Origin of the sequence: Dermacoccus barathri, assembly GCF_015070805.1 — a bacterium.
Taxonomy (GTDB): domain Bacteria; phylum Actinomycetota; class Actinomycetes; order Actinomycetales; family Dermatophilaceae; genus Dermacoccus; species Dermacoccus abyssi.
Genome location: NZ_JADCTK010000007.1, coordinates 82,425 through 100,407 on the forward strand (window position 1 = coordinate 82,425; position 17,983 = coordinate 100,407).

Sequence of the window (17,983 nt, forward strand, 5' to 3'; positions counted from 1 at the left end):
CCGCGTCATTCGTCGAACCCGGGGCGCCATCGCGCGCGACGCAGATCGGCGTGATCACCGCGGATCGGTGTTCCTTCCTCGCGATAGGCCGCGAGCGCCTCCACCTGCAGGTGCTCCGGAAGGCGACCCGCGGCGTTCGTGACGCGCCACCACGGCCAGGCCGCATCGCCCTCGCTCATGATGCGGCCGACCTGCCGGGCGCCGGTTCCGACGACCGCGGCGATGTCGCCGTAGGTGGTCACGGCGCCCTCGGGCACGTCGTGGACGACCTCGACGACGCGCTCGCGCAGTTCCTCACGCGCCCTCTCGTGCGGACGAGGTTCTGATCGAGATGTCCCGCCTGCTGCGCTCACTCGAGCTCACGAGCCCTCGGCTCCGCCTGTTCCTTCCATGCGGCCAGGCCACCGGCGAGCGACATGACGCGCGGTCCCGTCTGCTCGCGACTCTCATCGAGCAGCACCCGCGCGGCCCGGGCCGAACGTGCGCCCGCCGCGCAGACCGTGACGACGTCACGGCCCTGTGCCGCGGTGAGGAGCTCGCGGCCCGTCGACGACTCCCACGCGCTGAGCGGCCGGACCACGACCTCACCCCACCCTGCGGGAACGGGCGATGCGTCCACTTCCGTCTGCTCCCGAACATCGACGACGAACGGGTCACCGAGCGCAGCCAGCTCCGCAGCATCGATTTCGGACACCTCGCCCACCTCGGCCCCACTGGCCCCGACGTCACTCCCCCGCCCGGCTTCGTCGAGCCCCTCGAACAGACGCTGGTCCCCGTCACCGCACACGACGCACTGCGCGTCACGCGCGAGCGGCAACCGCGTCAGGCTCGTCGAGAGCGCGTCGTAGAGCCAGACCCCGTCGCGGGCCGTCTCCCCGACGCCGGTGACGAGCTTGATCACCTCGACCGCTTCCATCGTGCCGACTACACCCGGCAACACGCCGAGCACGCCGCCGACGGCGCAGTCCGGCACCTCGCCGTCCGCGAGCGGGCGCGGGAACAAACAGCGATAACACGGGCCGACGCCCGGAACGACCACCCCGAACTGGCCCGAGAACTGCGAGATCGACGCCCACACCAAGGGAAGGCGCAACGCGACACACGCGTCGTTGAGGACGTAACGCGTCGAGAAGTTGTCGCTCCCGTCGACGACGACGTCGTACTCGGGAAGAATCTCGAGCGCAGTCCGGGCGTCGAGGCGGACCCGGTGCTCCACGATCGTCACTCCGCTGTTGAGCTGCGACGCGAACCGTGCCGCGGAGGAAACCTTGGCCTCGCCCACCCCGGCTTCGGTGTGGATGACCTGCCGCTGCAGGTTCGAACGCTCCACCACGTCGTCGTCGACGACACCGATGACCCCGACCCCGGCCGCGCTGAGGTACGAGACGACGGGCGCCCCCAGACCTCCGGCGCCGACGACGAGGACCCGTGCGTCACGCAGCGCGCGCTGACCCGCCTCGCCCACACCGGGCAGCGTCAGGTGGCGCGCGTAACGCAGGCGCTCGCCCGGGTCGAGTGGTCGCGACGATGCCACAGATGTTCCTTCCCGGTAGCTGCCGCCCGCTCTGGCGGGGCGGGGCGCTAAAGTCACACCCAGCCTATGACCGCCGACGAAGGAGTTCACCCGATGACCGGCACGGACGACCCCACCAAGCGCGGACGTCTGCCCCGCTCGGCCCGGCGAGCCCAGTTGATGGAGGCCGCGCAGTCGGTGTTCGTCGAGTCGGGGTTCCACAGCGCCGCGATGGACGAGATCGCGGAGCGGGCGCACGTCAGCAAGCCCGTGCTCTACCAGCACTTTCCCGGCAAGCTCGACCTCTACCTCGCGCTGCTCGACCAGCACACCCGCGAGTTCCCCGAACTGGTGCGCAAGGCCGTCGGGTCGACCACCGACAACAACGAACGTGTCGCCGCCGCCGTCGGGGCCTTCTTCGAGTTCGTCGAGCGTGAGGACGCAGGCTTCCGCCTCGTCTTCGAGTCCGACCTGACGAACGAGCCCGCTGTCGCCGAGCGCGTCGAGCGCAGCCTCGACGACACCGCCGACATCGTGTCGCAGGTCGTGCGTGAAGACACCGGCCTGCCCGAGGAGCAGGCCCGGCTCGTCGCCGTCGCCCTGGTCGGCATGTCGCAGGTCGTCGCGCGCTACTGGGTGGCCCAGGGTGCGCCGATTCCCCGCGAGGAGGCCGCACGCATCGTCGGCATCCTCGGTTGGAGGGGACTGACCGGATTCCCGAAGACCGGCGGGGATGAAATCGCAGGCTGAGGCGTTGACCTCAACAGGCCCACGGTGACTGGCGCCCGCGGAAGCGGGTAGAGACAACCGCACCCGTCACCATTGACCAAGACTTCACCGAGACAAGAGGAGGGGCCATGGAGGTCCGTATCGGCGTTCAGAACGTCGCCCGAGAGATCGTCATCGAATCGAACGAGTCGCCCGAGGCCGTGCGCGCGGCCGTCGGCGAGGCCCTGAGCAGCGGCACGCCGCTCACGCTCATGGACGAGAAGGGCCAGTCGGTCACCGTTCCGACGTCGGCGCTCGCCTATGTCGACATCGCGGCCGAGCAGAAGGGTCGCGTCGGCTTCGGCGGCTGAGCGCCCCGAGCCGTCCTCGAGGCGCCGCCGTCCCGACTTCGGGGCGGCGGCGCCTCGGTCTTTACAAGCTCTCTCCGACCAGCGCGGATGCCCTATTCACCTCGGAAATTCGGCCTCGCCCCGAAGGCGCTGATAACACACCCACATGGGTGGATAGTTGAAAGTGACCTGAAAATTCGCTTAGGTGAGAGCAGAAGCGTTGGGGCACACACGCCCCGGCCATCACTGTTAGGAGTTCATCATGATCGGTACGATCATCGGCGCCATCATTGCCGGCCTCATCATCGGCGCGCTCGCGCGTCTCGTCATGCCGGGCAAGCAGAACATCTCGATCCTCATGACGATCGTGCTCGGCATCATCGGTTCGGTCGCGGGTTCCTCGATCTACACCGCGATCTCCGGCAAGAGCGACACGAAGGGCATCGACTGGATCGCCCTCATCCTCGGCGTCATCATCGCCGCGATCCTCATCACGGTCTACCTGTCGATCACGGGTCGCAAGAACACCACGCGCGTCTGATCCTCGCGCACGAAAATCCCCCGCAACCGGTTGGTTGCGGGGGATTTTTGCGTCTCGGGCGGGGGCCTCAGGCCGTGAGGCCGAGCGCCTGCATTCGCTCGGAGTGGTTCGTCGTGAGCCGCTCGAACATGCGCGTCAGTTCGGCGAGGTCGGCGCCGACGCCCGAGCCGTCGTCAACGAGTAGGGCCGTGAGGGCGTCGTGGGAGGCGGCCACACGCTGGGCCTGGCTGAGCGCCTCGCCGACGAGTCGGCGCCCCCAGAGCGCAAGACGCGAGCCGAGGCGCGGATCCTGGGCGATCGCCTCGGCGAGCACCTGCTTGACGAAGGCATCCTGCTCGTCAGCGCCGACCGCGCGCTCGACGAGTGCGCGGGTCTCGGGGTCGACGTAGCGGGCGATCTCTGCGTAGAAGTCGTTCGCGATAGCGCTGCCTGCATAGGCCTTCATGAGGCCCTCGTACCAGTCGGCCGGAGGAGTGCGGCGGTGCCACTCGTCGATGGCGGCTGTGAACGGCTCCATCGAGGATTCGGGCTCGGCGCCGATCTCGCGCAGCCGAGCAGCGAGCTCCTCGTAGTGGTCGAAGTCCATCCGCGCCATGCGGGCGAGAGCCAGCTTGTGGTCGAGGCGCGGCGCACGCGAGGCGTCGTCGACGGTGGCGAAGGCTCCGGAGAGTTCGCCGTAGGCGATGACGCTCAGAAGATCCACGACCCCGGCCCGGTAGTCCGGGTCGTCGAGGGTGCGCAGGACGGCAGTGGCGGGCGCGGGCGTCACGGAGTCGCTCATGAAGGCGATGCTATCGCCCGCAGCCACTGCTTCGTCGCGCGGCGAGTACACTGAAACGGACAGCAGGTGCCCGGTCGGCCACGATGCCGCGACCGAGGTCGGCCCTCCGCCGCCCCCAAGGTCCACCCAAGGTCGTTCCCCGCGTGAGCGCAGTGAACGAGAAGACCTCCGATCGGCCCTCCTTCGCTCCGGCGTGGCAACCATGCCCCGGGGCCCGACAGGAAGCACGATCGTGACCCAGACCCAGCCGAGCGCGGCCGAACTCGATTCGGCCGGCATCACCTCCATCGAGGCCGAGGCCCCCGCCGAGCCCATCTCCACCCAGACGTTCGCCGACTTCGGCGTCCACCCCGACATCGTCGCGGCCCTGGCCGACAAGGGCATCGTCCACCCCTTCCCCATCCAGGCGATGACGCTGCCCGTGGCTCTTTCGGGCCACGACATCATCGGCCAGGCCCGTACCGGCACCGGAAAGACGCTCGGTTTCGGTGTCCCGCTCCTCGCCCGCGTCACCGTGAAGGGCGAAACGTCGAACTCCCCCGTCCCGGCACCCGAGGGCAAGCCGCAGGCCATGGTCGTCGTGCCGACCCGTGAGCTCGCCGTCCAGGTCGCCTCCGACCTCGAGGCTGCTGCCAAGCGCCGCGGTATCCGTATCGTCCAGATCTACGGTGGCCGCGCGTTCGAGCCGCAGATCGAAGCCCTCGAGCGTGGCGTCGAGGTCGTCGTCGGTACGCCCGGTCGCCTAATCGACCTCGCCTCCCGCGGACACCTCGACCTGTCGTACGTCGGTGGGCTCGTGCTCGACGAGGCAGACGAGATGCTCGACCTCGGCTTCCTGCCTGACGTCGAGAAGATCCTCGCGATGACGCCGGCCGCCCGCCAGACCATGCTCTTCTCCGCGACGATGCCCGGCGCCGTGGTTGCGCTGGCGCGCCGCTACATGACGCAGCCCACGCACATCCGCGCCATGCAGGACGACGCGAGCGAGGCCGAGACGGTGGCTGCCATCGAGCAGATCGTCTACCGCGCGCACGCCATGGACAAGGTCGAGCTCCTCGCCCGTGTCCTGCAGGCCAAGGACCGTGGCCTCACCATCATCTTCAGCCGCACGAAGCGCACCGCCGCCAAGGTCTCCGACGAGCTGAACGCGCGCGGTTTCGCGGCAGCGCCGCTGCACGGTGACCTGGGCCAGGGCGCTCGTGAGCAGGCCCTGCGCGCCTTCCGTGCGGGCAAGGTCGACGTCCTCGTCGCCACCGATGTCGCCGCGCGCGGCATCGACGTCGAGAACGTCACGCACGTGGTCAACTACCAGTGCCCCGAGGACGAGAAGACCTACGTGCACCGCATCGGCCGCACCGGTCGCGCGGGCAACACCGGTATCGCCATCACGCTCGTCGACTGGGACGACCTGCACCGGTGGACGCTCATCAACAAGGCGCTCGACCTCGGTATCCCGGACCCGCAGGAGACGTACTCGAGCTCCGAGCACCTCTTCACGGATCTCGACATCCCGACGAACGCCACGGGAAAGCTGCCGAAGTCGGCTCGCACCCGCGAAGGCCTCGGAGCCGAGCGCGTCGAGGACCTCGGCGAGACGGGCCGCTCCGGCGGTGAGCGCTCGAGCGAGCGTTCCGGTGGTCGTGGCGGTCGCGGCAACCGTTCCGGTGGCCGCGGCCAAGGTGGCCGAGGCACCTCCCGCTCGAACGGCGATCGCCCCCGAGGCGGCGGCCGTCCGAGCCGTGAGAGCAACGGAGCCGACTCCTCCAAGGCTTCCGGCGACGGCCAGCCGCGCCGACGTCGTCGCCGCACGCGTGGTGGTTCGGGCGGCGCGAACACGCCGCCGTCCGACCAGAACTGATCGGTCGAAACAGGGTGCATCCTTTGGGGTGCGCCCTGTTTCGCATCGTGCGACGCCCCGCGCCGCCACCTCGCGGGCGGCACCTCACGCCCATTACTGTGGGCCCAAAGACACTGCCACGAAAGGTCGCCCACCTATGACGCCAGCCAAGCGCCAGGACGACGAGATTCCGGCTGCTGGCCCGGACGATTCCAGGCCACTCGACGCCGACGCCGACGTTCCGCCCCAGCAGGACGACAGCCGCAACACCGGCGACCAGAACTTCGACGAGCGCAACCTCGATGCGCGCCGTGAGAGTCAGGACGAGAACGAGCCGGAGAACGGCCCCATGGCCGATCGCTCGCAGATCCTCGCGTCGGGCTTTGCCTCGATGTCGCGTTGGGCACTACGTATCAGCGTCGTCATCGTCACGCTCTACCTGCTCGGACGCGCGCTCGCGCCGTTCTGGGTCATCATCCTGCCGCTCATCCTCGGCCTCATCATCGCCACGGTCCTGTGGCCGCCGACGGCGTGGCTTCGTCGACGCGGCTGCGCCCCGGCGTTGGCGGCTGTCATCTCGATCCTCGGCGCCCTCGGCATCCTCGGCGGTGTCATCTCCGCCATCGTGCCCTCGGTCGCGAACCAGGCTCCGGAACTCGCGACCCGCTCGACCCAGGGCGTCTCACAGGTTCAGGAGTGGGTCCAGGGCCCGCCGTTCAACGTTCCGCAACAGCAGATCGACAACGCGGTCGGCACGATCAACGACAAGATCACCAAGTCCGGTGACGTCATCGCGTCCGGAGTGTTCTCCGGTGTGACGACGGTCGGCAGTGTCCTCGTGACGCTCGTGCTGAGCCTCATCCTGTCCTTCTTCTTCATCAAGGACGGTGACCGATTCCTGCCGTGGGTGCGTCTGGTCACGGGTGAGCGCACCGGCGCGCACCTCACCGAGGTCTTCACCCGCGCGTGGCACACGCTCTCGGGCTTCATCCGCACCCAGGCGATCGTGTCCCTCATCGACTCGATCTTCATCGGCATCGGTCTCGTCATCCTCGACGTGCCCCTGGCCCTGCCCCTGTGTGTCATCACCTTCCTCGGTGGCTTCATCCCGATCGTGGGTGCGTTCGTCGCGGGTGCTCTCGCGGTGCTCGTCGCCCTCGTGACGCAGGGTCCGACGACGGCGCTCATCGTGCTCGGCATCATCGTGGCCGTGCAGCAGATCGAGGGCCACGTGCTCCAGCCGATGCTGCAGAGCCGCTCGATGTCGCTGCACCCCGTGCTCGTCCTGCTCGGTATCGCGGCGGGCTCCGAGGGCCACGGCGTCGTCGGTGGCTTCCTCGCCGTTCCGGTCGTCGCCACCATCGCCGTGCTCTTCCGCTATGTGGGCGAGCAGATCGACCTGCGTGCGGGCACGATCAGTGCCGACGATCTCGAGTACCGCACCGACCGGGGGCGCACCGCGGCCCTGCGCACGGAGCGTCTTCGGCGCCTCGCCGACCGGAAGGCGCGGGGTGAGGAGACCAGCATCGGCGCCGAATCACGTGCCGCGATAGCTGCGGACGACGGGGAGAAGAGCACGCTGTCGCAGGTCATTGCGCACGGCTCCGCACCCGCCGACCGCGCCCGGTCCGTCGTCGGCGGACTGCGCCGCCGCTTCCGGCGCTGAACGCATGTCAGTCACGCCCCCGTCCTCGGTCTCGCTTCCGACGGCGGGGGCGTTTCGTGCTCGGACGTGACCCGTCTGACGGGGCGGCTTAACTGATTTCATTCGCTATGCGTCACGGGCCCCGGTAGGCTCACATGGTTACCGGTCTCCCTCCCTTCGGGGGAAAGCGGTTGTCCGAGTACGCAAAGTAGGCACCCGCAAGGGGCCGATACGGGAGGTTCCGCGTGTCCGACACGACACCACCAGCGGAACCTGACAGCGTTTCGCAGCAGCACACAGCCTCGGACGAGGGCACGTCGTCGGATTCGTCGACCGCGCACTCGTCCCACGAAATGCTCGTCGGCGTCGACGAGCCCATTCCCCAGCACGAGGCCGTCCACAAGGGCACTCTCGACAAGATCATCTTCGGCGTGACGGCTACCTTCGCCATCGCGTTCGTCGCGTGGGGTCTTCTCTCGCCCAAGACGATGTCGTCGGGCTCCTCGACCGCCCTCGGGTGGGTCATGGACTCGATGGGCTGGGCGTTCATCCTGTTCGCCACGTGCTTCGTCATCTTCGCCATCTGGCTGGCGGCGAGCCGTTACGGCAACATTCCGCTCGGTCACGACAACGAGAAGCCCGAGTTCAAGACGACCTCGTGGATCGCGATGATGTTCAGCGCTGGCATGGGCATCGGCCTCATGTTCTACGGCGTCGCCGAGCCGCTCACGCACTTCGTCACCCCGCCGCCGCGTAGCGGTGCCGGCGCGGAGAGCCCCGAGGCCCTCCAGGTCGCCATGGCGACGACGATGTTCCACTGGGCGCTTCACCCGTGGGCGATCTACGCCGTCGTCGGTGTCGCCATCGCGTACGGAACGTTCCGCAAGGGGCGCAGCCAGCTCATCAGCTCGACGTTCGTTCCGCTCACCGGACGACGCCGCGCCGAAGGACCCGTCGGCAAGGTCATCGACGGTCTCGCGATCTTCGCGACCTTGTTCGGTTCGGCCGCATCGCTGGGCCTCGGTGCCCTGCAGATCGCCGCGGGCCTCGAGAAGAACGGCTGGGTCAACAAGGTCGGCGGCACGGCACTCGTGTCGATCATCGTCATCCTGACGATCTGCTTCATCTTCTCGGCCGTCTCCGGCGTCGAGAAGGGCATCCAGTACCTGTCGAACTTCAACATGGTGCTCGCCCTCGTGCTCGCCGTGTTCCTGTTCGTCGTCGGCCCGACGGCCTTCATCCTCAACCTGCTGCCGACCGGCCTCGGCGACTACATGGACCAGCTGCCCTTCATGGCGTCGCGCAGCCAGGCCACCGGCCTGCAGCCGATGCACGACTGGCTCGCGAGCTGGACAGTCTTCTACTGGGCCTGGTGGATCAGCTGGACCCCGTTCGTCGGCATGTTCATCGCGCGCATCTCGCGTGGCCGTACGATCCGCCAGTTCATCACCGGCGTTCTCCTCGTGCCGTCGCTCGTCTCGCTCGTGTGGTTCGCCATCTTCGGTGGCACGGCGATCGACGTGCAGCGTGAGACCCACGACATCGCGAAGAAGGTCGAGGGTGTCTTCACCGTCGACTCGAACGCGGCCCTGTTCGACGTCCTCGACCACTTCCCGCTCGCGGGTGTGACCACGGTCGTCGTCATGGTGCTCGTCGCCGTGTTCTTCGTCTCGGGCGCCGACGCGGCCTCGATCGTCATGGGCACGCTGAGCGAGCGTGGCCGCATTGAGCCGAGCCGCTGGGTCGTCATCTTCTGGGGTGCCGCCACCGGCGCCGTGGCCGCCGTCATGCTTCTCGCCGGCCTGGCCGAAGGAGATTCGTCGGCCGCTCTCACGAGCCTGCAGAACATCACGATCGTCAGCTCGCTGCCGTTCGTCATCGTCATGGTGCTCATGTGCGTCGCGCTCGTGCGGGAGCTGCACTCCGACCCGATGATGCTGCGCGCCCAGAAGGGACGCGACCTCATCGAGAAGGCCGTCATCAGCGGCGTCAAGACGCACGGCGGTGACGACATCAGCCTCGTCGCCGTGCCGTCCGAGCACGCCGAGAGGGTTTCGACGCTCGCCACCGAGGTCGCCACGGGTGACAGCGCTGCCACGCGTGCGCCCGGTGAGACGCCCCGACGTCCGCGTGTTCGCCCGAAGGGGCAGCCGCCGCGTCACGACGTCTGATCGGCCTCGAGACTCGAGCAACGCCGTCGGCCCGGGAACCACGTGGTTCCCGGGCCGACGGCGTTCGTGCTTCACTTCACGACGCGATCACACGGCTCAGTGGCGGGCCCGCACGACCTCGGTACCGCCGGAAGCCGCGGCGAGCAGCCGTTCGTACTGGTCGGGAGCAGTCGTGTTCTCCCCCAATAGGTTGGGCTTGCCGGCTCCGTGGAAGTCGCTGGAGCCCGTGACGACGAGGTCACGCTCCCGGGCGATCGCGAGCGACCGCTCGACCTGTGAGGCATCGTGGTCGCGGTGGTGCGCCTCGATGCCGACGAGGCCGGCGTCAGCCATGGCACGCACGACGTCCTCGTCGACAATGCGCCCGCGCGATTCGGCGAAGGGGTGCGCCATGACAGGCACTCCACCGCCCGCGCGCACCAACTCCACGGCGCGCACGGGATCGAGCGCGTAATGGCCGACGTGGTACGGGCTGCCGTTGTAGAGGTAGCGCTCGAACGCTTCGGAGCGATTCGCGACGACGCCGTTCGCGACGAGAGCGTCCGCCATGTGCGGCCGCCCGATGGTCGCATCGGCACCGGCGACGGAGAGCACCTGCTCGTACGTGATCTCGACGTCCTCACCCAAGCGCTCCACCATGCGCTGCGCTCGCGTGAGGCGCGACGAGCGGGCCTTCTCGAGCTCGGCGAACAGTTCGCCGTCCGTGGGCGGGAGGTAGGCAAGCAGATGGATGCTGATCCCCTCATGCTTGCACGAGACCTCGATGCCGGGCACGAGGTCGATGCCGTGCTCACGGGCGGCAGCCGCTGCCTCGTCCCAACCACGCGTCGTGTCGTGATCGGTGAGGGCGACGACGTCGAGGCCGGAGCGAGCCGCTTCTGCGACCACCTCAGCCGGCGTCCTCGTGCCGTCGCTACAGGTGGAGTGGGTGTGAAGGTCGATACGCACGTTCACACGTTAGCCTTGCTCGTCGTGGAATCCTTCCGCTCCGACGACGACACGACCACCGGCGAGGCCGTGCCCCAACCCGTGCGGTACGCGGTGTGGCTCATGCTTGCGGGCGCGCTCGTCCAGGCGTTGTCGACCCTCACGACGGCACTCGATCGGGAGGGTATCCGCGCCCAGACGGCCCGCCTCGCCGACGAGTTCGACCGCTCCCTCGACGGCAAGGCGCTCGAGCGAGCCACCGATCAGGCGTACTGGTTCGGTGTCGGCACCGGCGTGACGTTCGTGGCGCTCTGGCTCGTGGTCGCTCGGCTGTGCGCCATCGGTCGCACCAGCGGACGGCCTCTCGCGACGCTCTTCGCCACCGTCTACACCTTCACGTTCGCCTTCTCCGCGGTGCGTTCCTTCGGCCCGGGAGCGTTTCTGGGTCTCGTCACCGTCGTCGTCGGTGTCTCGGCCGTCTATCTGCTGTGGCGCAGGCCGGTCACGCCGTGGCTCGCGCGGTGCGCCGCGCGTCGCTCCCAGGGCGCGTGAGCCACGTCGATAGGCTGGATTTCATGCCTCGCCACGTCGTCGCCGCCCTCACCGCTGCAGCCCTCGTCTCGTTGACGGCCTGTAGTTCGGGCGCCGACCCGAAGGACGTCACACCGACGTCGTCGACGTTCACGAACGGTGCCCAGTCGCCGACGACGGCTGCGCCCAACCCGAACCCGGTGACGTCGCCGAGCCCCGGCGCCGTCGTGAGTTCCGACAAGGTCTTCAACTTCGTGGTGCCCAGCGGATGGAACCTGTCGAAGAAGGCCCAGGCCGTCGCCTACCTCTCCTCGGCCACCGTCGCTCACAACGTCGCCCCCACGATCGCGATCACCCGCTCGAAGGTCTCCCCCGCGCCGGCTCTCGACCAGACCGTCCAGATGGCGATGATGCAGGCTCGCCAGGACGGCGCGAGCGTGGAGCGGCTTCCCGAGCGCACCGTCGGGGGTGAGAAGTCGGTGGCCTTCACGGCCAAGTCGACGGAGAAGAACGTCGAACTGCAGCGGACCTACACGATGGTGGCGCACGACAAAGCCCTCTACGTCATCACGCTGACGAGTGCCCAGGCCGACGCGAAGCGTGACGAGGCCACCCTCACGTCGTTCCTCGCCGGCCTGACGTGGACGAAGAAGGGCGACAAGGGTTCGATCGCCAGCGGCACGACACCGGCCCCCGTTCCCACCTCGACGTCCAACCCGCCGAAGCCGAGCTCCAGTTCCTCGAGCACAGCTTCCTCGTCGAGTTCGTCCTCGAAGGCGCCCTCCTCGTCCGGCAAGGCAACCGGCTCGGCGAAACCCTCGAGCAGCACGTCCACGAAGCCCACGGCGTCGTCGACGTCGAAGTGACGCGCGTCAGTCGGTCTGCTGGACGGTGCGACGCAACACCTTCGAGGTGAGTGAGTCCGCGCCTGCGGAAATCTGACGGCCGAGCAGCGTCCCGAGGGAGACGCCGACCGACAGCGCAAGCCCCACGAGCATCGCCAGCAGGAACGAGTCGACCCAGTTGTTGTCCTCGTTGTCCGTGACGAAGTACATGATGCCCTTGTAGACCGCGAGACCGGGCAGCAAGGGAACAATGCTCGCGGCGGTCACTGCGATGCTCGGCACGTGCAGTCGCCGCGCCACCGTCGGTGCCGCACACCCGATGAGGAAGGTCGCGATTCCGGAGGCAACGGGCTGCGAGGTGCCCCCCAGGATGTTGAACGTGGCAAAGAGGAGCCACGAGACCCCACCCGTGACGATCGAGACGAGGACCGCCCGGGGCGCGCAGTAGGCCGAGACGGCGAAGGCGCCGCCGAGCAGCGCTCCGGCGAGGATCTGGACGACGACGTTCTGCGCCAACCCGTCCGAGGGAATGACGTACAGGTTCACCCCGATGCGACGCGCGAGACTCAGCACGAGCAGAACCCCGGCCACGACGCCGCCGGTCAGCAGCATGACCTCGTACGTGCGCGCACCGGCGGTGAGGTAGAAGCCGTCCAGGGTGTCCTGCGCAGCGGTGACGACGGACATACCGGCCAGCAGCACCACGATGCTCGAGGCCACGACGATGCTCGGGCGCACTTGTGCGAGCCACCAGATGCCGCCGGTGTGATCGCGGATGACGATCAATGCCACCGCGATGCCGGCTGCGATGGTCGCCCCGATGACCTGTCCGAAGAAGGTCGACAGCCCCATCCGCGCGAACCGCACCTGGACGTAGTCGATGAGCGCGGTGGCGATCCCGGAGATGAGGATCATCATGAGACCGCCACCGAGAAGCATGGCAACACCGGCACCCATGAGACCCCACGCTGCCGTCACGACGCCGCGACGGTAGGAGTGCGGCATCTCGAGGATGCGTTCGAGCTCACCGAGGTTGTCCTCGATGTCGACGGGCTCGCCGCCGCTGGCACCGATCTCGCGCACGAGGGAGTGGAGTGCCTCGAGGCGCGAGTAGTCCGTACCCATCGAACTGACGATGCGCATGACGGTGATGGGGTCGCGGTGCACGCCGCGGTGCATGCTGAGCGTCACGGAGGTGTAGGTGATGTCGACGTGGACGCTCGAGAGGCCGTAGGCGCGGCAGACCCGCAACAGGGCAGCTGTCGTGTCGGCGACGGAGGCCCCGGTCACGAGCATGGCCTCACCCAGACGCAGGCAGAAGTCGATGACGGCGCGGGTGTGCCACTCCGAGACGTAGTCACTCCCGCCCCGAACCGCGATGGGCATCGTCGGAGGACCGCTCGGACGCAGCACCGATCGAGCTCGTCCTCGCACGCGTGTCGAACCGCCCGGCGTCGATCGTTGGGGCCGTCCACGCATGTTGCCCTCGGGCATTTTCACCACCTTGTCGCATCCACCATCAGCCACCCGTCATTGTGCGGCATACCCACACTGGGTCGGCAAGCCGCCCACCCGGCGCAGTGTCGGCGCGAGGAGGCACAATGGGAGGTGTGAGTGAGAAGCAGCAGCAAGCAGAGCACCGAAGCCGCCCCGGCGGCGCGCAGTTCCGCGAGTTCGTGGCCTCCGGCTGGGCGCCGCGCGACACGACGCCGACGGCCCGTGCGGCCGTCGCGGACTTCACGCCGGCCCGCCGCGAGGCCCTCTCGCGGGAGTTTCCCGAAGCACGGCTCGTCATCCCCGCAGGCGGACTCAAGGTCCGCAGCAACGACTGCGACTACCAGTTCCGTCCCCACTCGGCCTTTGCCTGGGTGACGGGCCTGGGCGCCGATCGTGAACCGGACGCCGTCTTCGTCCTCGAGCCGCGCCCCGAGGGTGGCCACGAAGCCCAGATGTTCTTCAAGCCCCTCGCAGGCCGCGACACCGAGGAGTTCTTCGGTGACAGCCGCTACGGAGAGTTCTGGGTCGGCGCCCGGCCCACACTCGATGACATGTCGAACGAGCTGGGCGTGACGGCCCGCCACATCGACGAGTTCGGTGACGCCGTCGCGAAGGACGCCGGCGCCGTCGACGTCCTCGTCGTGCGCGACGCCGACGCCGACGTCACCGCCCAGATCGAGCAGGTGCGTTCCCACCTCGACGAGGCGGCCACCGAGGCCGTCCAGGCCAAGGACGCCGAGCTGGCACGCTTCCTGTCCACCGCGCGCCTGACGAAGGACGCGTGGGAGGTTGGCCAGATGCGCGAGGCCTGCGACGCCACGGCACGTGGCTTCGAGGCCGTCGTCGCCGACCTTCCGGAAGCGGTACACCGCGGTCGCGGTGAGCGTTGGGTCGAGGGCGTCTTCGGACTCCACGCGCGTCACGCCGGCAACGGCGTCGGCTACGACTCCATCTGCGCGAGCGGCGACCACGCCAACACGCTGCACTGGATCAAGAACACCGGCGAGATCCGCTCCGGCGACCTCCTCCTCATCGATGCCGGAGTCGAGGTCGACTCGCTGTTCACCGCCGACGTGACGCGTACGCTGCCGGTCTCGGGAACCTTCTCCCCTGCCCAGCGCGAGATCTACCAGGCCGTCCTCGACGCACAGAACGCCGGTTTCGCGGCCGCGAAACCCGGTGCGAAGTTCTCCGACGTCCACGCCGCGGCCATCCGCGTCATCGCCGAGCGCCTGCACGGGTGGGGCCTTCTTCCCGAGGGTGTCGACGTCGAGGCGACGCTCGACCCGGAGAACGGCCAGTACCACCGTCGCTGGATGGTGCACGGTACGAGCCACCACCTCGGCCTCGACGTCCATGACTGCGCCCTGGCCCGCAAGGAGGAGTACATGGACGCCGAACTCAGCGAGGGCATGATCATCACGATTGAGCCGGGCCTGTACTTCAAGGCGGACGACGAGCTCGCCCCCGAGCGCTTCCGCGGCATCGGTGTGCGCATCGAGGACGACGTGCTCATCACGGCCGACGGCAACGAGAACCTGTCGAAGGCCCTTCCCCGTGAGCCTGACGAGGTCGAGGCCTGGATCAAGGACGTCTGGAGCCGCTGACGTTCTGCCCGGACGAGCGACGGCCCGTCACTTCCGAGAGGAGGTGACGGGCCGTCTTCGATCGTGGGAGCGTCCGCGATCAGTAGACGCTGACCGGCTCGCCGATGTAGAGCAGGCGGTTCGCGATGAGGAAGTTCTGCGCCGACACGGACAGGCGGCAGCAACCGTGCGAGGCCGGGTAGGCCGGGATGGACGCGGAGCCGTGGAAGGCGATGCCACCGTTGAAGTAGAACGGGCGCCACAGGCCACCGAGTGCGCCGTAGTCCCAGCCGTTCGATCCGCGACGGTTGATGCGGAACTCGCCGGACGGCGTGGTCGCGCGGATCTTGCGGCCGTAGTAGGTGAACAGCTCACCGTTGCCGGTGGAGGTGTTGAAGATGTACTTCACCGAACCACCGCGCACGACCATGACGATCTGGCGACGCTTGTCGACCTCCATGCGGTTACCACCGCGACGGCTGCCCGGGCGGGTTCCGCGGTTGACGGCGCCCCACGTCTTGGCACCCACGACCCCGTCGCGGCCGAGACCGGCGACCTTCTGGATGGCGAGGACGGCCTGCACCGTCAGCGCACCGAAGACACCGTCGGGCGTGCCACACCAGTAGCCGAGCGAGTTGAGGCGCTTCTGAAGCGCGGTGACGGACGAACCGCGGCTACCGGCCTTGAGAACCGGGTTGGCTGCGGAGGCGCTGGTGGCCACGCCGGTACCCACGGCGGCCAGTGCGCCCATGGCGGCAGCACCCGCGACGACACCGCGGCGGCTGATTTCGTTGTGTTCCATGACACGTCTCCTTCTCGTGGAACGGGCGACCACTCGGCCGCTGCGGTTTCCCTCCCGCGTACCTATGACGCAACTGCGAGGCGTCCGGTTCCCCAAGAGGTCGATGTTCGTCGAACCGTCGACGACACCGCGCCCGCAGTGCTCGTACGTCGTTCCATCCAAACCAACATCCATCATGCCAGAGAAACCCGATGCGGCTCCGCCGCCGGAGCCGTGTAGCGAGCACCTGCAACGAAATCGCAATGAAATACTGCGTGCATGAGTGCACCCACCGACCGTCTCGTCGCCGAAGCCCTCGCGAAGTCGGGGTTGCTGTGGCTCACCTCCGCGGCCGGGTCTGCACCGTGTTGGCACGTGGTCGTCGATGGTGTCGCGTACGTCGTCACGGGCCCGGGTGAGCAGTACAGCCCCGTCCACGTGGGGCGTACGAGCGTCGTCGCTCGGGCCAAGGAGTCTCGCGCTCGCCTCGTCGCGTTCGACGCGGAGGCCTCCGTCGTCTCGCCCGAGGACGACGACTGGGAAGCCGCCACGGGCGCTCTCAAGGCGGGGCGACTCAACGCTCCCGGAGGCGACATCGTGGCTCGGTGGCGTGAGGAGGCCACGGTTCTGCGGCTCGTTCCCGACCTCACCACGGTCGTGCTGCGCGGACAGAAGCTGCCGCCGCCAGCCGCGGAGAGTGGCTCGACATCCGACACACCCACCCCGGCGCAGCAGACGCCCGGTGACCGTCCCGATGACGGCCGGCGTCCGGCATCCGGGCCCACCCGCTCCGCACGGGCCGCCGCCGAGCGCGCGAACCGTGCCGCGCAACGCGCCGACGAACAGGCGACGAACGAAAGCGGTCCTCCCTCGCCGGAAGCCGGGTCGGGTGACGACGGCGGCGCGGCTAAGGTGAGCCCGTGAGTACCCGCGTCTTCGTCGCCCGCCTCGTCGGCCTCACCGTCTTCGATCCGCTCGGAGACCGTGTGGGGCGAGTTCGTGACGTCGTCGTCGTCTTCGGCAAGAACCCGAGCCCGCGCGTCATCGGCCTCGTCGTCGAGGTCGTCCAGCGCCGCCGCGTGTTCCTGCCGCTGACGCGCGTCACCTCCATCGACGCGGGCAAGGTCATTACCACCGGTCTCGTCAACATGCGCCGCTTCGAGCAGCGCCACAACGAGACCCTCGTGTGCGCCGAGCTCTTCGACCGCCAGGTCACCGTGCGCGACCCCGAGGCCGAGGAGTTCGTCGGCACGGTCGAAGACATGTCGATGGAGCAGAACCAGCGCCGCGACTGGAACATCACGAAGGTCTTCGTGCGTGAGTCGGGCAGCGCCTCGAGCGCGTCGCGGGCTATGAACCGGCTGGCGCGTCGACGCGCGGGCAAGACGAGCCTGCACGACATCCGCGATGTCTTCGGTCTGCACCGCGAGCACCAGGAGCAGTCGGCCGAGCGACTCCTCGAGGCGTACGACGACCTGCGCGTGGAGGACCTCGCCGAGGTCATCCACGACCTCACACCGAAGCGGCGCGCCGAGGTGGCCGCGGCCCTCGACGACGGCAAGCTCGCCGATGTCCTCGAGGAGCTCCCCGAGGACGACCAGGTCGAGATCATCGCCGCGCTCGGCACCGACCGTGCCGCCGACGTCCTCGAGGCCATGGAACCGGACGACGCCGCCGACCTCCTCGGTGACCTGCCGCCCGAGACGGCCGAGGACCTGCTCAAGCGGATGGAGCCCGAGGACGCCGCGCCGCTGCGACGCCTCCTCTCCTACGACGAGAACACCGCCGGTGGTCTCATGACCACCGAGCCCGCCATCCTCGGCCCGGAGGCCACGATCGCGGAGGCACTCGCCGTCGTGCGCCGTGAGGAGCTCGACCCGGCCCTCGCGTCGGCCGTCTTCATCGCGCGCCCGCCGCTCGAGGTGCCCACGGGACGCTTCCTCGGGATGGTGCACACGCAGCGTCTGCTGCGCGAGCCGCCGCACACGTCGGTCGGCAACGTCGTCGACTCGACCATCGACCCGCTGAACGTCGAGGCTCCTCTCGGTGAGGTGACGCGCACGCTGGCGCAGTACAACCTCGTCTCGCTGCCCGTCGTCGACGACAACGGGCGCCTGCTCGGCGCCGTCACGGTCGACGACGTGCTCGACCACATCCTTCCCGAGGACTGGCGTGAGGAGCGCCACGACCTTCACCACGACCGCAAGCTGCCGGGGGTGGACGCATGAGCCGTAGCGGCAAGGACGAACGTCGCGACAACCGCGAGGAGA

The 17,983-nt window shown here is 68.6% G+C and carries 17 protein-coding genes; 11 read left to right on the plus strand and 6 right to left on the minus strand.

Annotated elements, in window-relative coordinates:
• Window positions 1–5: 5 nt before the first annotated feature.
• Window positions 6–353, minus strand: a complete 348-nt coding sequence (locus IM689_RS12980) for an MGMT family protein (RefSeq protein WP_319803889.1) — start codon at window positions 351–353, stop codon at window positions 6–8.
• Window positions 350–1,534: a ThiF family adenylyltransferase gene (locus IM689_RS12985; RefSeq protein ID WP_193644310.1), complete on the minus strand. Its 1,185-nt coding sequence runs from the start codon at window positions 1,532–1,534 to the stop codon at window positions 350–352. Before IM689_RS12985 ends, IM689_RS12980 begins: the two co-directional genes overlap by 4 nt.
• Window positions 1,535–1,627: 93 nt before the next feature.
• Here IM689_RS12985 and IM689_RS12990 point away from each other — a divergent pair, with 93 nt between their 5' ends.
• From IM689_RS12990 to IM689_RS13000, 3 genes are all read left to right on the plus strand, one after another.
• On the plus strand, window positions 1,628–2,263 hold the full coding sequence (locus IM689_RS12990) for a TetR/AcrR family transcriptional regulator (RefSeq protein WP_227484845.1): 636 nt from the start codon (window positions 1,628–1,630) through the stop codon (window positions 2,261–2,263).
• Between the two features lie 107 nt (window positions 2,264–2,370).
• Entirely contained in the window at window positions 2,371–2,592 is a 222-nt protein-coding gene (locus tag IM689_RS12995; protein ID WP_047310297.1) for a DUF3107 domain-containing protein, read from the plus strand.
• A gap of 241 nt (window positions 2,593–2,833) precedes the next feature.
• Window positions 2,834–3,112 (plus strand): GlsB/YeaQ/YmgE family stress response membrane protein, encoded by a 279-nt coding sequence (locus IM689_RS13000; RefSeq protein WP_047310298.1) that lies wholly within the window; start codon window positions 2,834–2,836, stop codon window positions 3,110–3,112.
• 67 nt (window positions 3,113–3,179) lie between these two features.
• Here the strand turns inward: IM689_RS13000 and IM689_RS13005 are convergent, their stop codons facing one another.
• Window positions 3,180–3,893 (minus strand): ferritin-like fold-containing protein, encoded by a 714-nt coding sequence (locus IM689_RS13005; protein ID WP_047310299.1) that lies wholly within the window; start codon window positions 3,891–3,893, stop codon window positions 3,180–3,182.
• 202 nt (window positions 3,894–4,095) lie between these two features.
• On the opposite strand from IM689_RS13005, the gene IM689_RS13010 reads away from it, so the two are divergent.
• The 3 genes from IM689_RS13010 (at window position 4,096) to IM689_RS13020 (ending at window position 9,546) form a co-directional block, all read left to right on the plus strand.
• Window positions 4,096–5,751, plus strand: a complete 1,656-nt coding sequence (locus IM689_RS13010; RefSeq protein WP_193644363.1) for a DEAD/DEAH box helicase — start codon at window positions 4,096–4,098, stop codon at window positions 5,749–5,751.
• 136 nt (window positions 5,752–5,887) lie between these two features.
• Window positions 5,888–7,396, plus strand: a complete 1,509-nt coding sequence (locus IM689_RS13015) for an AI-2E family transporter (protein WP_193644311.1) — start codon at window positions 5,888–5,890, stop codon at window positions 7,394–7,396.
• Window positions 7,397–7,728: 332 nt separating this feature from the next.
• Window positions 7,729–9,546 (plus strand): BCCT family transporter, encoded by a 1,818-nt coding sequence (locus IM689_RS13020; RefSeq protein ID WP_193644364.1) that lies wholly within the window; start codon window positions 7,729–7,731, stop codon window positions 9,544–9,546.
• Between the two features lie 96 nt (window positions 9,547–9,642).
• On the opposite strand, the gene IM689_RS13025 is transcribed toward IM689_RS13020, so the two are convergent.
• Window positions 9,643–10,494, minus strand: coding sequence for a PHP domain-containing protein (locus tag IM689_RS13025; protein ID WP_193644312.1), 852 nt, complete (start codon window positions 10,492–10,494; stop codon window positions 9,643–9,645).
• 24 nt (window positions 10,495–10,518) lie between these two features.
• Between IM689_RS13025 and IM689_RS13030 the strand changes: the two genes are divergently transcribed.
• Both IM689_RS13030 and IM689_RS13035 read left to right on the plus strand, forming a co-directional pair.
• Window positions 10,519–11,025 (plus strand): hypothetical protein, encoded by a 507-nt coding sequence (locus IM689_RS13030; protein ID WP_193644313.1) that lies wholly within the window; start codon window positions 10,519–10,521, stop codon window positions 11,023–11,025.
• A 23-nt stretch (window positions 11,026–11,048) separates the two neighbouring features.
• Window positions 11,049–11,870, plus strand: a complete 822-nt coding sequence (locus IM689_RS13035) for a DcrB/PsbP domain-containing protein (RefSeq protein ID WP_193644314.1) — start codon at window positions 11,049–11,051, stop codon at window positions 11,868–11,870.
• Between the two features lie 6 nt (window positions 11,871–11,876).
• Here IM689_RS13035 and IM689_RS13040 read toward each other — a convergent pair whose 3' ends face one another.
• A complete protein-coding gene (locus IM689_RS13040) occupies window positions 11,877–13,235 on the minus strand; it encodes a threonine/serine exporter family protein (RefSeq protein WP_193644315.1) in 1,359 nt (452 codons plus the stop codon).
• A 215-nt stretch (window positions 13,236–13,450) separates the two neighbouring features.
• Between IM689_RS13040 and IM689_RS13045 the strand changes: the two genes are divergently transcribed.
• Entirely contained in the window at window positions 13,451–14,953 is a 1,503-nt protein-coding gene (locus IM689_RS13045) for an aminopeptidase P family protein (RefSeq protein ID WP_227484846.1), read from the plus strand.
• Window positions 14,954–15,032: 79 nt separating this feature from the next.
• On the opposite strand, the gene IM689_RS13050 is transcribed toward IM689_RS13045, so the two are convergent.
• Window positions 15,033–15,734 carry a L,D-transpeptidase family protein gene (locus IM689_RS13050; protein WP_052946711.1) on the minus strand — a complete coding sequence of 234 codons (702 nt, stop codon included), beginning with the start codon at window positions 15,732–15,734 and terminating at the stop codon, window positions 15,033–15,035.
• Between the two features lie 258 nt (window positions 15,735–15,992).
• Here IM689_RS13050 and IM689_RS13055 point away from each other — a divergent pair, with 258 nt between their 5' ends.
• Together IM689_RS13055 and IM689_RS13060 are read left to right on the plus strand one after the other, a co-directional pair.
• Window positions 15,993–16,637 carry a hypothetical protein gene (locus tag IM689_RS13055; RefSeq protein WP_193644317.1) on the plus strand — a complete coding sequence of 215 codons (645 nt, stop codon included), beginning with the start codon at window positions 15,993–15,995 and terminating at the stop codon, window positions 16,635–16,637.
• Window positions 16,634–17,941 carry a magnesium transporter MgtE N-terminal domain-containing protein gene (locus IM689_RS13060; RefSeq protein ID WP_047310304.1) on the plus strand — a complete coding sequence of 436 codons (1,308 nt, stop codon included), beginning with the start codon at window positions 16,634–16,636 and terminating at the stop codon, window positions 17,939–17,941. The genes IM689_RS13055 and IM689_RS13060 overlap by 4 nt, the downstream gene beginning before the upstream one ends.
• The last annotated feature ends 42 nt before the right edge of the window (window positions 17,942–17,983 follow it).

What these genes read in the sequence shown, in the direction of transcription:
- IM689_RS13035 (WP_193644314.1), top strand. Translation starts at nt 11,049, where the DNA reads ATGCCTCGCCACGTCGTCGCCGCCCTCACCGCTGCAGCCCTCGTCTCG.
- IM689_RS13050 (WP_052946711.1), bottom strand. Translation starts at nt 15,734, where the DNA reads ATGGAACACAACGAAATCAGCCGCCGCGGTGTCGTCGCGGGTGCTGCC.
- IM689_RS13000 (WP_047310298.1), top strand. Translation starts at nt 2,834, where the DNA reads ATGATCGGTACGATCATCGGCGCCATCATTGCCGGCCTCATCATCGGC.
- IM689_RS13045 (WP_227484846.1), top strand. Translation starts at nt 13,451, where the DNA reads ATGGGAGGTGTGAGTGAGAAGCAGCAGCAAGCAGAGCACCGAAGCCGC.
- IM689_RS13015 (WP_193644311.1), top strand. Translation starts at nt 5,888, where the DNA reads ATGACGCCAGCCAAGCGCCAGGACGACGAGATTCCGGCTGCTGGCCCG.
- IM689_RS13020 (WP_193644364.1), top strand. Translation starts at nt 7,729, where the DNA reads ATGCTCGTCGGCGTCGACGAGCCCATTCCCCAGCACGAGGCCGTCCAC.
- IM689_RS12990 (WP_227484845.1), top strand. Translation starts at nt 1,628, where the DNA reads ATGACCGGCACGGACGACCCCACCAAGCGCGGACGTCTGCCCCGCTCG.
- IM689_RS13040 (WP_193644315.1), bottom strand. Translation starts at nt 13,235, where the DNA reads ATGCCCATCGCGGTTCGGGGCGGGAGTGACTACGTCTCGGAGTGGCAC.
- IM689_RS13055 (WP_193644317.1), top strand. Translation starts at nt 15,993, where the DNA reads ATGAGTGCACCCACCGACCGTCTCGTCGCCGAAGCCCTCGCGAAGTCG.
- IM689_RS13010 (WP_193644363.1), top strand. Translation starts at nt 4,096, where the DNA reads ATGCCCCGGGGCCCGACAGGAAGCACGATCGTGACCCAGACCCAGCCG.
- IM689_RS13005 (WP_047310299.1), bottom strand. Translation starts at nt 3,893, where the DNA reads ATGAGCGACTCCGTGACGCCCGCGCCCGCCACTGCCGTCCTGCGCACC.
- IM689_RS12995 (WP_047310297.1), top strand. Translation starts at nt 2,371, where the DNA reads ATGGAGGTCCGTATCGGCGTTCAGAACGTCGCCCGAGAGATCGTCATC.